Annotated in this window: 14 protein-coding genes; 11 read left to right on the top strand and 3 right to left on the bottom strand. The window is 43.1% G+C overall.

Features of this window, described 5'->3' with window-relative positions; translation table 11 throughout:
- Nucleotides 1-26: 26 nt before the first annotated feature.
- From M1D94_RS07775 to M1D94_RS07815, 9 genes are all read left to right on the top strand, one after another.
- Nucleotides 27-3,803, top strand: a complete 3,777-nt coding sequence (locus M1D94_RS07775; RefSeq protein WP_088326049.1) for a phage tail tape measure protein — start codon at nucleotides 27-29, stop codon at nucleotides 3,801-3,803.
- 12 nt (nucleotides 3,804-3,815) lie between these two features.
- Nucleotides 3,816-4,649, top strand: coding sequence for a phage tail domain-containing protein (locus tag M1D94_RS07780; RefSeq protein WP_088326051.1), 834 nt, complete (start codon nucleotides 3,816-3,818; stop codon nucleotides 4,647-4,649).
- Between the two features lie 22 nt (nucleotides 4,650-4,671).
- Nucleotides 4,672-6,537, top strand: coding sequence for a prophage endopeptidase tail family protein (locus M1D94_RS07785; protein WP_250621314.1), 1,866 nt, complete (start codon nucleotides 4,672-4,674; stop codon nucleotides 6,535-6,537).
- A gap of 10 nt (nucleotides 6,538-6,547) precedes the next feature.
- Nucleotides 6,548-8,443, top strand: coding sequence for a phage baseplate protein (locus tag M1D94_RS07790; RefSeq protein WP_088326055.1), 1,896 nt, complete (start codon nucleotides 6,548-6,550; stop codon nucleotides 8,441-8,443).
- A 12-nt stretch (nucleotides 8,444-8,455) separates the two neighbouring features.
- A complete protein-coding gene (locus M1D94_RS07795; protein WP_088326056.1) occupies nucleotides 8,456-10,021 on the top strand; it encodes a phage baseplate upper protein in 1,566 nt (521 codons plus the stop codon).
- A gap of 11 nt (nucleotides 10,022-10,032) precedes the next feature.
- Nucleotides 10,033-10,398 carry a hypothetical protein gene (locus M1D94_RS07800; RefSeq protein WP_088326057.1) on the top strand — a complete coding sequence of 122 codons (366 nt, stop codon included), beginning with the start codon at nucleotides 10,033-10,035 and terminating at the stop codon, nucleotides 10,396-10,398.
- Complete coding sequence (locus tag M1D94_RS07805; protein WP_088326059.1) at nucleotides 10,399-10,563, top strand: XkdX family protein; 165 nt, start codon at nucleotides 10,399-10,401, stop codon at nucleotides 10,561-10,563.
- 87 nt (nucleotides 10,564-10,650) lie between these two features.
- Nucleotides 10,651-11,073: a phage holin family protein gene (locus M1D94_RS07810; RefSeq protein ID WP_088326061.1), complete on the top strand. Its 423-nt coding sequence runs from the start codon at nucleotides 10,651-10,653 to the stop codon at nucleotides 11,071-11,073.
- Between the two features lie 43 nt (nucleotides 11,074-11,116).
- The gene (locus tag M1D94_RS07815; protein WP_456270492.1) at nucleotides 11,117-12,094 is read left to right on the top strand and encodes an N-acetylmuramoyl-L-alanine amidase; all 978 of its coding nucleotides are present in this window, start codon (nucleotides 11,117-11,119) and stop codon (nucleotides 12,092-12,094) included.
- Between the two features lie 74 nt (nucleotides 12,095-12,168).
- Here the strand turns inward: M1D94_RS07815 and M1D94_RS07820 are convergent, their stop codons facing one another.
- Nucleotides 12,169-12,816 (bottom strand): hypothetical protein, encoded by a 648-nt coding sequence (locus M1D94_RS07820; protein WP_041345325.1) that lies wholly within the window; start codon nucleotides 12,814-12,816, stop codon nucleotides 12,169-12,171.
- A 159-nt stretch (nucleotides 12,817-12,975) separates the two neighbouring features.
- On the opposite strand from M1D94_RS07820, the gene M1D94_RS07825 reads away from it, so the two are divergent.
- Nucleotides 12,976-13,299 carry a hypothetical protein gene (locus tag M1D94_RS07825; RefSeq protein ID WP_088326066.1) on the top strand — a complete coding sequence of 108 codons (324 nt, stop codon included), beginning with the start codon at nucleotides 12,976-12,978 and terminating at the stop codon, nucleotides 13,297-13,299.
- 39 nt (nucleotides 13,300-13,338) lie between these two features.
- Here the strand turns inward: M1D94_RS07825 and M1D94_RS07830 are convergent, their stop codons facing one another.
- Both M1D94_RS07830 and M1D94_RS07835 read right to left on the bottom strand, forming a co-directional pair.
- Nucleotides 13,339-13,527: a hypothetical protein gene (locus M1D94_RS07830; RefSeq protein ID WP_041850131.1), complete on the bottom strand. Its 189-nt coding sequence runs from the start codon at nucleotides 13,525-13,527 to the stop codon at nucleotides 13,339-13,341.
- A gap of 9 nt (nucleotides 13,528-13,536) precedes the next feature.
- Nucleotides 13,537-13,689 carry a hypothetical protein gene (locus M1D94_RS07835; protein WP_162868972.1) on the bottom strand — a complete coding sequence of 51 codons (153 nt, stop codon included), beginning with the start codon at nucleotides 13,687-13,689 and terminating at the stop codon, nucleotides 13,537-13,539.
- 500 nt (nucleotides 13,690-14,189) lie between these two features.
- On the opposite strand from M1D94_RS07835, the gene greA reads away from it, so the two are divergent.
- Nucleotides 14,190-14,663, top strand: a complete 474-nt coding sequence (greA, locus tag M1D94_RS07840) for a transcription elongation factor GreA (RefSeq protein ID WP_004399078.1) — start codon at nucleotides 14,190-14,192, stop codon at nucleotides 14,661-14,663.
- The last annotated feature ends 14 nt before the right edge of the window (nucleotides 14,664-14,677 follow it).

Genomic DNA, 14,677 nt, shown 5'->3' on the forward strand with positions numbered 1-14,677 from the left:
AAAAACCATAGAAGGGAGGTAACTATTTGGCGACAGAAGGCAGACCGATAGGAAATTTAGTTATTAATACCACGCTTAACGATGCCGGCGTAAACAGAGGAATAACAGGTCTTAGAAACAATCTTAAAACAGCACGAACGGCCACAAAAGCAACTGTTCAAGAGTTTAAAGCGATGGGTGATGAACTCACGGCCAGCAAAAAGAAAGTTGAGGGTTTATCAAATGAGCTTTCCATTCAAGAGAAGATTGTGGAAGAGTACCGGAAGTCTTACGAGAAACAGGTTGAGTTATACGGAGAAGGCTCACAGCAGGCCCAGAAATACGCCCAGCGTCTCAATACGCAGATTCAATCGTATCATTCTCTTGAAGGGTCTCTGCGGCGCGCGCAAATGCAATTTCAACGATTGGAGCAAGCCCAAAGCCAGGCAAGTGAAAGCGCTGAGGGATTGACAGACAGTCAAAGAAAAATCGGTGATGCAAGTGGAGACGCTGGCGGGAAAGTGTCTAAGTTCAGTTCTTTTATCAAAGTGGGCTTGGTCGGTGCGCTGACTGCAGGCGTTGCCAGTGTCGGTGCACTAACAGCTGCAATCGGCGGGCTTGGTGCCAAAATGGCGCTTGATACGCAGGCGGCCCAGGGCGAAATTCGGGCTCAATTAGGGCTGACGGAAAAAGAGGCTCAGAAGGTTGCAAGTTCAGCAAAAAGCTTGTGGGCTGATGGTTTCGGTGACAGCGTTGGGGAGGCTAAAAACGCACTCGTTAACGTTAAACAAAACGTGAAATCATTAAAAGGTGCAACTGATGACACGGTAAAAGAAGTCACGAAGGGCACCATGACAATTGCCAAGGCTTTTGACCAAGATGGGAATGACATTACAAAGTCAATCAACGCAATGCAAAATTCATTTGATGGACTTTCCACTGATGCAGCAATGGACATGATCACCAGTGGTTTTCAGAAGGGCCTTGATTATTCCGGAGAGTTCTTAGATTCGATTAACGAATATTCCAATCAGTTTGCAGCTGCAGGATTCTCCACACAAAGAATGTTTTCAGTCTTTCAGGCGGGTGCTGAATCAGGGGCGTTTCAGCTGGATAAGGTTGGCGATCTGATCAAAGAAATGAACATTCGTTTATCAGACGGAACAGCAGACGAAGCCATGCAGTCACTATCAAAACACACCCAAGATTTATACGCTCAGTTTAAAAAGACTGGGAAAGGCGGTGACCTGGTTTTCTCTGCCGTTATGAAAGATATTGACGGCATGAAAAACAAAAGCGATGCCTATAAGATAGGGCAGCAAATTATGGGTACGCAGTTCGAGGATTTAGGACAAAAAGGCGTCTCTGCCCTGGCTAACATAGAGAATAGCTTTTCAAATACAAGCGGAGCAACCAAAAAAGCAGGACAGGCCCTACAAGATAATTTTGGGACAAGGCTTAAAAAGATTGGCCGTTCTGCCCTTGCATCGTTAGAGCCTATTGGAAATGGGGTCCTAAGCTTACTTGAACCGGTCATGTCTGGCTTAGAGTCTGGCATGAAAGGCCTTGAACCGACTTTTAACAATATCGCGAATGCCGGAAAGAATCTAAAGACTATTTTCTCTGGCGTTATGGATGTTTTCAATGGTGATACGTCAAAGGGTGCCGATAAGCTGATGGACTTTTTCCCGGTGTTAACGGTCCAAACCATCATCGACGGGATAAACAATATCAAAACTGCTTTTTCCGGCTTTAAGCAGCAGGCGCAGCCCATCATATCCAACATGAAAGCAAGCTTTGACGCGATGAAGCCGACTTTTTCGACTCTTGGCACTATTGCATCCCAAGTTTTTGGAACCCTTGGCCCTCTGGTCAAACAGGCACTGGGCGGCGTGATGTCTTTCATTGGTCAACTCACTGGGCAGTGGAAGTCTTTCTGGCAGCAAAACGGTTCCGTGATCACTCAAGCCCTCCAAAATGTGTGGTCGATTGTCCAGTTTGTCATGCCGGCCATACTTGCGATCATACGTTCTGTTTGGGGGAATATAAAGGGCGTCATCACTGGCGCGATTTCAATTATCCAGGGCGTTATCCTTGTTTTTTCTGGGTTATTGACCGGGAATTTCTCTAAAATGTGGGAAGGAATTAAGAAAATATTCTCTGGCGCGATAAAAGTCGTCTGGAATGCTATCCAACTTTCATTTTTCGGCAAGATTCTTGGCGGTGCCAAGGCTCTCGGCGCTGGCTTAAAGGGCATCTTTCCAAAAATGTGGGGTTGGATCAAAAGTTTGTTTAAAGATGGAGCCACAAACGCCGGAAAAATGTTTAGTTACTTGAAGGATAAAGCCCTGAAAATTGTCACTGACATGAAAACAAGTATTTCTAAAAAATTCTCAGACATCGTAGAGGGGGCCAAGGCCCTACCTAAAAAAATGGGTGACGGAATTAAGAGTATGGCGGGTAAAGCCTGGGACGGAATAAAAGCCTTTGGAAACCGAACGCTTCGCGGATTCGGTAAAATTATCAACGGCTTTACTCAGCAGGGTATCAACTGGATTTTGGGAAAAATCGGGGTTGATACTAAAATCCCTAAATGGGAAGTGCCGCAGTATGCAAATGGTACAGGAGGACATCCAGGAGGCCCAGCCATTCTCGGTGATGGTAAAGGCTCAAATGCTGGACCAGAAGCTTTTATAACCCCTTCGGGTCACATGGGACTGAGCCCTGCGACTGATACGCTAATGAACCTTCCCAAAGGAACACAAGTCTTGTCAGCGATTGACACTAAGGCTTTTCTTTCTGGAATTCCAGCTTATGCGAAAGGAACAAAGAAGAAAGAAGGTTTCATTTCTAAGATGTGGAATGGAGCAAAGGCAGCCGTTGGGAAAGTGAAGGACCTTGCTTTAGATGTATTTGACTATATCAGCAACCCGTCTAAACTCATCAAAAAGGTTATTGAAAAGCTAGGACTGAAAATGCCCAAAGTGAAAGGCATAACAGGGGATGTCCTAAAGGGTTCTTTCTCCCTTATCAAAAAGAACTTTGTCAAATTCATCAAAGATAAGTTTGGAGAATCAAGCAACTTTGGTGAGGGCGGCACGGAAGCCGTCAAAAAGTGGGTTGCTCAAGCCTTAAAGATAAAAGGGCTGGGTTCAGAGTATGCTTCAGCGCTTGAGACAATAGCGATGAAGGAATCAGGAGGCAATCCGAATGTTGTAAACAGATGGGATTCAAACTGGAAAGCAGGGCACCCTTCCCAGGGGCTTATGCAGTTCATCCCGAGCACCTTCAACGCCAATAAGGAGCCTGGATACGGGAATATCAAAAACCCTGTACATCAAATTCTTGCGTCAATCAACTATCTTAATAGTCGATATGGCGGCATCTTAAATCATCCTGGCTTGAAGTCAATGGCGCGCGGCGGCCGTTACATCGGTTACGATACAGGCGGATTGATTACGCGTGATCACATGGCCGAGGTCCATAAAGGAGAAATGCTGCTGCCGTTGCGTCAATTTAGGCGCAGCCAAGCTCATAAGGTTCTCAGCCAGGCGGGTAAAATGGTTGGGTATGAGCCGGAAAGCCGGTCAAGCTCAAGCGATGCAAACGCATTGAAAACCATGGTGACTCTGCTGCAGCAACAAAACAGCAATCAGCAAGCGGAAATTAATCTGTTAAGCCAAACGGTAAGACTATTAACGCAGCTTGTAGCGAAGGACCCGAATGTAATACTAAGCGTCCAGGAATTAAATAAAATTCAAGACGAAGCATACAACAAGGAAAGAAACCAAAAGGGATTGCTGAATAATGTAAGCTTCTCTTAGGAGAGTGGTAGGTTGATAAACTATGATCTAATAATAGACGGCAAGTATTTAAGCGAGACTCTTCCAGGTGTCTCGCTTTCTTCATTTAGGCCGGAGGCGCCAGTGTTCGAAAGGCAGACGGCAGGAACAAACGCGCTCATTAATGGGACGATGATGCTTAAGCAGGGGAACACTGGGCGTTACACAGAAAGAAAAATCAACATAAAAGTGATTGTGGAGGCAAACAGCTCTTATCAGTTCCAGATCAAAAGGGATGCCGTTTACAACCTTTTTATAAGAGAGGACCCCTACTATGTGATCAATACACAGCAGCCTTATAAACGGTGGCTTGTTACATGTGATGACGCATTTTCCATCTATCAAGAAAACGGCAAAAAGTATCAGGAAGTGGATATTACATTAACGGCCATTCAGGGTCTTGCTGAGTCTTTAAATGACAGCACTGCATCTATGGAATTGAAGGACGAAAAGTTTCACTTGGGCATGAATATCCGGCGGGACTCAACACCTGTGTTTCACTTTCAAAATAAAAACTCTTTTGTAGTGGATAACATAGGGGACGTAAGACTGGACCCGATTAACTACAATTACAACGTCGAAATGTATCTGCAGGGTACTGATATTTCAATCACTAATATCACAACAAATGAGACCCTGACGCTGAACGGGAAATTTTCAAAAACGGATAAGATAACGCTTTTGAAGCATCACATTTTGAAGAACTCTGCGCCTATTTCCGATAGGAGTGGACGGTTCCCGACTCTTGCAGCCGGCCAGAATCAATTTAGGATTGCCGGAGCTACCTACAGCGATATCCGATTCATTACACACTTTTATTATAAATAGGGGGTGAGGCTCTTTGAATCAGATGTTTGTCCATGACATTAAAACGGGCCAAAAACATGAGCTTATTCACGTTGAGCCTAAAGTGAATGATGATGTCACCGGGAAAAAAGATTTATCTTTTTCAATTACCTTGACTGAATACAATCAGATTCCTTTCAATGCTTTAGTCGGAAGGAATTTTATTATTATCGACGAGGTGCGGTATAAAAAGCAGCAGTATTTCATTAACACACCTACGATCAAACAGGAAGGCGCTCTGCTAACGAAAGATATAACAGCCACGCACATCTATTCCTTTAGGGCGATCAAGCATGTTGTTCACGAGACGATAGAAGGTACAAAAACTCTCAATGAAGCACTTAAGCACGCAGTGAAAGGCAGTGAAATCACATTTACAATTATGCCGGACGCGAAGGGGATCGGGGCTAAAAAGCTGGAAGGTTTCGGCAATAAAAAGACCTCTGAACTGATGGACGAAATCATTTCTACTTTTGGGGTTGAAATCATCCCGGATAACACGCATTTATACATCTACAAAAAAGCCGGCAAAGAGATTGTAAAAAGGCTGGATAACCTTTCGAATCTAACGTCTTTACAGATCACAACAAGCGAAGATAACACGACAACACGGGTGAAAGGATACGGAAAGCTCAAGGAAGATAAAGACATCCTGGGCGATCAGTCCATTCCCTACGATTCCAAAACAGGCACCTGGGCGTATGATAGTTCACTAAAAGCAGATTATACGAAGAAAATAGGAGCCACGTTTTCTTTTTCTTTCACAGGGACAGGCTTTAAATTTAAAACACTTGTATCGAAGCTGGGCGGCAAATGGGAATTTAAAATAGGTGATCAGACGAAAACCATATCTGTCTATAAAGATGCGGCCCCGACAGAAAAAGAGTTTGATATCATTCGCGGCCTGGACAATAAGACTTATAAAGTAGTAGCTACCTTTAAAGGCAGGGACAGCAATAACCCAAATACCAAAGGCACAAAGAAAGCTGACCCGGTCATGTATCTCCTACGCGGCAACATTATCGGGGTGTACAGAACTTTCAAGAATGAGGATGAAAAGTATGTCTTTCCTCCGGTCACCTATGTTCACCCAGAAGAAAAAAAGTTTCTAATCAACGGGCAGCCATCCTGGGCGGAACCGGTAACAGATGATTCTATCACCAAAAAAGAGGATATGATTAAGCTGCTTAAGACCAAAGTCAATCCTTATGCAGAGGTGTCCTATGATGCCGACTATGTGGAATTGTTAGATCAGGCCCTGGCTGATATAGAAGAGCCGGTTATGGCAGGGGACACCATTCGTGTATATGCTGATACGCCCCTAAACGGAATCACTTTTGATGGGAAGCTGAGAGCAACTGGGGCTTCATATAACCCATTGAGACCAGAACAGCCTTCTGACCTGACAATTGACGGGAAACGGAAAAGCCGTGTAGACATGGAAATTGAAGAGAAAAAGCGTGCGAAGAATCAGGAGCAGGCCATTAAAAATTATCAAAATCAATTGGCTTCTGGGCTTGCTGAGATCAATCAAATAAAGCAAAGCCTTGCGAATACGCAGGCTTCACAGCAGACCACATATACTTTCTCTTTGCAATTTTTAAATGGTGAATGGTCTGTATCTTCTGGCGATGGTTTTGCTTCCTTGGCGGTGAGCATTCTTTCTTTGAATACGGATGATGATTATGCAATCCAGTATGTGACCGGCGATGCCAATTCCATTATGAAAGAGGCGGGCTATACGTTGTACGCGGAAGATGTGGACACAAACATCATTAATATAACCCTTTATAAAGACGGAAAAATAAGTGATCCTCTGGGTGTTCCAGAAGGTTCAAAAGTAAAAATCCTCATAGTAGGACAGAAATAGAGGTGAAAACATGACGCTTTATCTTAATAAAAGGCATGGGGATGCACCGAATGCCAAACTGTTCACTCAGTTGGATGACAACGCCAAGGCAACCGAAACGGAAGTCAATCTGCTTAACAATAAACTTAAATATCATGAAAGTTCAACGACCGCCCATAAATCAAGTCAAATTGATCACGGCGGTCTTTCTGTTTCTACAGAACTAGAAACGATGAAAAAGCGTTTCGCCAACGTGATTACCAAAGCAGATGGCACGAACGTAAAAGAGGTTCTGGACCTACGCATAAATCGTGAAGGTAAAGAATTTGACACAGCGAATGAGCGTGTTGTAGAGATTGAGAAATCACTCTCTGACCTTGATGCCTCTGTTCAAAAAGAATACGGATTCGATTACACGACAATACCGCCCGTTTATCACACGAGTTTGAACCTTGCAGATAAAACGGTGCTGCAGTGTTTCGTAATCGACGAGAAAACAGGCGATATATACGCGACTCAAGTGGGCAGTGGCAACACAGATCAAAGTCAAAACTATGTCATTACGCGGATGAATAAAAATGGCGTGATGCTTGATAGCATGAAGGTTGTTCATGGCGGGCACGGTACCACAATCGGGCTTGAACGAGAAAACGACAGAATGTATATCTGGTCAAACTATGATGTTGTCGATTCAAACGGCAGCACGATTGGTCATGATCTGGTCCGTTTCCCATACACAGCGGGAGCGACGATCAACGGCGGAAACGGTGGAATAAAACGATTCAACAAGTTTACTGAGTTGTATGCTATCCCTGTAATTGATCAACAAAACGGCTTAATTGCATTACGTTTAAAAGACAGCAACGATGACAGCGTTGTGCAGCTGCGTAAGTTGAATGATGTGAAAAACGGTATTGATAACCTGCTCGGAGAAGTGACAGTTCCAAACGATTTACATTACCTACAGGGCTTCACTATCGACGGATACGACTTGTATTGGTACACAGGAGATACAAACAGCGTCACATACCCAGCAGAATTGTCTTTGTTCAGCTTCAAAGATGGGAAGCTCAAAAAACGTATTACGTGTGATTTTGGCCGAGGTCCTGACGGGAAATATGAGGGGGATTTCCGGGAGCCTGAATCCGTTTTTCTTTATAAGAACCCAATGACAGGGAAGAAATCGTTATTCGCTGCAATTGCAACCGGTTCAGTCGGAAAGCGCCTAGCAAAAGTCTATGCCTATCACTCAAAAGACAATGCTGCAGCCTTTGCCACAGACCTATCGCAAGGATACCAAGGCTACTCATTGACCAAAAACAACGGTTCTGCAAAAAGTCTGCCTGATGGAATAACGAAACTAAAAGACTTTCGCCAAGTCGGCTATTATTACATGACTACCGCCGAGACTTCCAAGCTGACAGATCACCCAGCAGGCGGGGACGCGGGCTGGTGGTTTCATGTTGCGCCAGCTGACATATCGGGTTCTGTTATTCAGACACTGACCCGAAACTCTACAGGGCGTCCCATCAAAATTTATACGCGTGTCGTAACTAACGCAGGTGTTGCCGGGGATTGGACGGAGCTTATGTCCAGCCAGGCTTTAGATTGGACAAATCTACCCTTGAAAAACGGGGCTTCGAATCCAGACTCAGATGATAAGCTACAGTATGCCATTAATGGCGGCCTTGTTTATTTGCGCGGAAGGGTTAAAATTCCGGAAACGGACGGGGTAATATTTGCAGTCCTGCCGGCAGGTGCTAGACCAGGGAAGGCTTGGTTTACCGGTTGCCAGGTTGCCGGAACGTCTGGGGATCGGAAAATAGATGTGCGCGCCAACGGTGAAATTGTTGCATGGGGCTTTAATGTAAACAGTGTGGACAAGGTCACTTACACATACCTAAATATTGTCTTCCCAATAGGGTAAGGAGGGGGATTCATGATCTATAAAGATGCTGCGATAAGTGCCAATGTGGGCACTAGCTCAAGCAGCAGGACAACAAATATACATTTTAGTACGCAAGATATAGGGACGGCCAAATTGACATTTAAAGTGTTCAAAGATGGCGTCCCTTTACCTTTGTCCGCGGTGACTGGGAAACTTGTTTTGGTGATGGCCGATGGCAGTAAGTTCATCAAGAATATTACGATCGTCGATAAGTTGAACGGCATTGCTGAATACGTTTTGACAAGTGAGGAAATCAAGCATTACGGCAAGGTTCAAGCGTCTCTTAATCTGTATTACGACAATAAACAGTCACTGGGCGTCACTCAGTTTACTTTTCAGATAGACAAAGACCTTATTGACTCGGATATTGTCCCAATTGCTGAATATTACATCGAAGATTTTGAGACATTGAGGCAGTCAGTTGAGGCAATAGTGGCGGACCTTCAGGAGAAATTTAAAGACTTGGATAACGTTGAAACAAAGGCAGGAGCCCAGGAGAAAGCCGACGCTGTCCAGGCGAATCTGGACACTCACACAAGGAATAAGTCGAACCCTCACGGGGTGACGAAAAGCCAAATAGGATTGGGCAATGTGGACAATGTGCAGCAAGCTTCTAAACAAGATTTTGACCTGCATGTATCGGATGCAACCAAACACATTTCAACAGCTGAGCGTTCAAATTGGAATGCGAAGGAAACGACTACAGGGGCGCAAAGCAAGGCAGATACAGCCGAAAGAAACGCAAAAACGTATACGGATCAACACATTAATAATAAAAATAACCCACATGCCGTAACAAAAGCACAAGTAGGACTTGATAAAGTCGATAATGTGCAACAGGCGTCAAAGACAGAGTTTAATACGCACAATGCTGATAGTATCCGGCACGTTGTACAGGCAGATAAGGATAAATGGAACGGTGCTCAATTATCTAAAATTACTGCAGATCACGGGGGCGTATCAATCGCAGCTAATGAAGGAGAGGACATTCTCCAAAAAATAGTTGATCAGGGGCGGTCGATGGGCACTTTCTATGCGCATGGAAAAGCTGTTAACGCTCCTTCAGCGTTTTCAACAAGAGGGATATTTCATCTGACAGGCCTTTCTTCTGATGGAAAAGGTATGTATGGATGGGTTTACGCTACAGATTACAAGAATAATGTCTTTACAAACTACTATGACGGAAGCACAACGAATTGGCAGGGGTGGAAGAAGCTTGTTACTGATGTAGAGTACGATAGCTTAATGTGGCAAAACGTCACACTTAAAAACGGAGCAGCAATGGGAGACAGACCGTTCCAGTACGCAAAATGGGGCAATTTACTTTTATTAAGAGGACAGATCACAGCACCGCGGGAAGTCGTGATTGGCTCAATACCTGCCTCCATGGCTCCGAGTAATGGTGCGGTTGTTCTCGCGTCAACGATCGGAATAACTGGTGTTTGTAAACTCATTGTTTTCGGTTCAGGAGATTTAAAATTGACTGGTTTAATGTCCAATGATAACAACGCAGTCACCGGCTATTATATGGATGTTAACCCGATTCCACTAGATTAAGGAGGATAAGAATGTTACAGGTTTATAGATATGATGAGAATTATGTGTTTATCGAACCCATGTTGGTCACTGAAATAGACGAAAAAGGCGATTATATCATTCCTGCAGATTGCACGACCGTAGAGCTGCCGGACTCTCCTTCTTTATTTAAGCCAAAGTTCGATGCAGAGAAGCAGGAATGGACAGAGACAGCCACACAGGAAGAGATTGACGAGATTCTAAGCGCCGGGGCATCCGAAGTGTCGCCGGTAAGCCAATTAAAAGAACAAAACGCGTTGCTGCTCATGCAGCTGGCGGAAACGCAAAAACAATCACAAGAGCAAGCCGAGACAATAGCGAGCCTATTAATGTCTTTGACTGAAAAAGGAGTGTTGTAAATGGAATGGTTTAAATGTATTCAATACTGCTACAGCTGGAAAGCTTACAATGATGAAGATGTTGCTAAATATGTGAAACTAGGCAAGATAACAGATATTCAATACAAAGAAATTACCGGAAAAGATTACCCTTCTCCCAGCGACGTCCCTTCTGGGGGAGACTGACGAGCCTGCTGGGGTTGAATTGAACAAAGAATGATAAGCGCTTAATAGGCGTTTTTATTTTTGCCTCTAAGGAGGTGATAACAAGAAATGGAGGATACAACTGTGTTTATTAATTTTGAAACATTGGATTTAGCGAGAGTTTACCTGTTTGGGGGTGTGAAGTATCTTGATTTACTACTAGTTCTAAGCATTCTTGACGTAATAACGGGTGTGATCAAGGCATGGAAATTTAAGAAGCTGCGGAGCCGGAGCGCTTGGTTTGGATATGTCCGAAAAATGCTCAGTTTTCTGGTGGTCATTGTGGCAAATATCATAGATACAATCCTCAATCTGAACGGTGTCCTGACATTTGGAACCGTTCTTTTTTATATCGCCAATGAGGGGCTTTCCATTACGGAGAACCTTGCACAGATTGGTGTTAAGATTCCGGCTGCCATTACTGATCGGCTTCACGTAATCGAAAATGACAACGAACAAACAAAAGAAAAGGATGAACAGGCTGCTGGATAACCCGGCGGCTTTTTCTATATCAAAAATAAAGGAGAGAACACTTATGACAATCGCAGTGAAAAAGAATCTTGTATCAGAAGCAAAATACCCTTTGAAATGCCCTAACCCAATGACAGCGGAATACATTACTATCCACAATACAGCAAACGACGCGTCAGCTGCTAACGAGATCAGCTATATGATCGGGAATACAAGCTCGACAAGCTTTCACTTTGCAGTCGATGACAAAGAGGTACGGCAGGGAATCCCTACAAATCGTAATGCGTGGCACACAGGAGACGGCAAAAACGGCACCGGGAACCGTAAATCTATCGGTGTCGAAATCTGCTACAGCAAGTCTGGAGGCCCTAAATACAAGGCAGCAGAAAAGCTGGCAATCAAGTTTGTGGCGCAGCTGCTTAAAGAGCGCGGCTGGGGAATTGATCGTGTCCGCAAGCATCAAGACTGGAACGGCAAGTATTGCCCGCACCGTATTTTGTCAGAGGGAAGATGGGACGAGGTTAAATCTGCCATTGAAGCAGAATTGAAGGCTCTGGGCGGGAAAACAACTTCTAAGCCGTCATCATCTGCGCCTAAAGCTTCTGGGGGCGCTTACACAGTCAAAAAAGGAGATACTCTTTCCACAATTGCAAAAGAGCACGGGGTGAGTGTGGCATCCCTGCAAAGCTTGAACGGTATCAAGAACCCGAACTTGATCAAGGTCGGCCAAGTATTAAAGCTCACAGGCTCAAGCACTTCAAGCTCTAAACCAAGTAGCAAAAAAACGTCATATGCGCTGCCTTCTGGTGTCATTAGAGTAACAAGCCCTATGCGAAAAGGGGATGATGTAAGGAAGATTCAAAATGCTCTGGCTTCTCTTTATTTCTACCCGGATAAAGGGGCAAAGAATAACGGCATTGACGGCGTTTACGGCCCGAAAACAGCAAACGCGGTCAAACGGTTCCAGTCAGTAAGTGGCCTGACTGCTGACGGCATCTATGGACCTAAGACAAAAGCGAAAATTGAAGAGAAATTGAAATAAAAAGCATTCTGACTATGCACTTAATTACGGAAAGAGAATAAAATAAAAAGGGGTATCAATACCCCTTTTTGCTTTTAATATAAAGTCAAACTACCGTTCCAAGTTTGTCCGATTTTAGCTCCAATCGTAAATCCTTTAATGTCTATACCGAGAACCATAGCCCCTACAACCTTAATTTTTGCAGTATCATTAGTTGTTTTCTTTTTAGTAATGTTATAACTCTTCCCAGTTTGTTTCCACCAAGCTACGTTAAGGCCAGTAACATAAGAGTTAATACCTGACACTTTGGTGAACTGAGGCTTCTTATTTACAAATTTATATTGATAGTTAAACGCGATATTTTTCCAGCAAGCCATCCCTGTCATACCCCAACCTGTAAAAGGCGCCCACCAATTGATAACATGCGAGTCACTTACTTGTGGTTTTATTAGGGGAGTATCTTCACTAACGTTAATAGACTCTTCAAACTCTTGTGGTTGTTGGGCATCTTTAATAAACTCTTCAAAATCCTGAACTGAGTCAAACTTCAAAAAATCCTTTTTAGATACACTTGAAAATTCTTCACTTGAGACATCCACTAATTCAAAACCAAGGTCCTTTTGTAACTCTTCCACTTGGTTCTTTGTTTCAGCAATCTCTTTTGTTGTGGATTCTGCGTTGGCTGAAGCAAAAGGAACCAAAGCCAAGCCAAGGGCAATGACTAAGACTAAAATCCTTTTCATACTTTCAACCTCCATTCAATTTAGTTCTTACAAACCAATTAAAACATATGAAAGTCCTGAAATCCATAAAAAACCAAAAGATTTATATTTTTCAATAAATTTATTTATTTGGATATGTTATAATTGCCGGGTAACATATAAGGGGAAGGGAGTGATTGCATGAAAAACCGATTGAAAAAATACAAGTTAGGTTTGATAAGCTTTCTAGTTCCACTTATTTCGATTTTTGTAATACCCTATGAGAAGGTATCAGAATTGGGGTATGCTCTCGGTTTCCCTATTCAATTTGTGATTTATCGTAGTTATGATGGGTTTGTAGGAAATAGGTTTTTGTTATTTACTCCAACAGAATTTATAAAGACAGAGTTTAATGTTGTTAATTATTTAATCGCCGTTCTGATGGTTTATGTAATACTAAGGATCATCAAAAAAGTTATAACTGGGTTGAAAGCAACTAAACACAATCCTATTGAGGAAAGATAATATCCTCATAAAAAAAGCCCGTCTCACATAAGGCGGGCTTTAAATAATCCATATTTTCTTTTCTTTATCCCAAGAAAGAGCACCTTTACGAATTAAGCTTTTTGTAGTCTCACGTATTTCCTGTTCACTTTTCCCGGTCTTTCTTTTTAGTTCTGGCAAAGTCGGGTTCTTTCCATATAAACGCATGTTAACGATGATCCGATATAACTTACGTTCAAAATCATTCATGTTACAAGCCTACTTAATGATTTTTCTCATTAATTTGTTAGTGGCTTTACCCGCAGCGCGGCGAGCAATTCTTTTCCCAAGCGTTCCTTTTCTTGCGGCTTGCACATCACCCAAGATGCGTGCTAAAGTATATAAAAATCCGCGGGCTTTGTTAAGACTCAAAATGGTCACTCCCTTATCAAGTTCATACATTAATTATAACAGAAGAAAAATGCCATATTGCCCACGGTTTGCCCACATTTTTTTATAAACCATTGCAAACCAGTGCAAATAGACATATAATGATGCCTTGCAAAAAGCCTGACATAACAGGATTTAGTTATAAATGGGTTGTATTCTAAACCCTAGAGGAACAATTGATCTGATGGTCACAAAAATTCAAACCATTCTTGAACAAAACGCGATTTTGTAATACCATAGCATAGACATAAATAACTCTGACCATATTATGTATAGGCAGGAAGGGAATGTGCGAATTCCCTTCTTTCCCTGTTTATAAACGCGAAATATTTGCAGAACGACACGATTCAGTTTAAGATAAACAGTACCTATATGGGAGAGAAGAACGAGGACTGCCCTGTGTTCTCATTCTTGTATTTTTTAGTTTATGCTCTCATACATAATCGAAGATGTTGAGGGACAACCAGAAGGAGTGAAGGGACATGGCACAAGAGAAAGTATTTCCTATGACTGCAGAAGGAAAACAAAAACTTGAACAAGAATTAGAATATTTGAAAACGGTTAAACGAAAAGAAGTAGTAGAGCGAATCAAAATTGCGAGAAGCTTCGGAGACCTTTCCGAGAACTCTGAATACGATTCAGCGAAAGAAGAGCAGGCATTTGTAGAGGGCCGCGTGACGACTCTTGAAAATATGATTCGCAATGCGAAAATCATTGAAGATGACGGCGGCTCTAACGTTGTCGGTTTGGGTAAAACCGTCACTTTCGTCGAACTGCCTGACGGTGATGAAGAATCATATACGATCGTCGGAAGCGCGGAAGCTGACCCGTTTGAAGGGAAAATCTCAAACGACTCACCGATCGCAAAAAGCCTCTTGGGCAAAAAAGTAGATGAAGAAGTCACAGTACAAACACCGGGCGGAGAAATGCTCGTGAAAATTGTGAAAATTTCATAATATTTGTTTAGCAG

The sequence above is a fragment of the Bacillus sp. JZ109 genome (genome assembly GCF_053903135.1).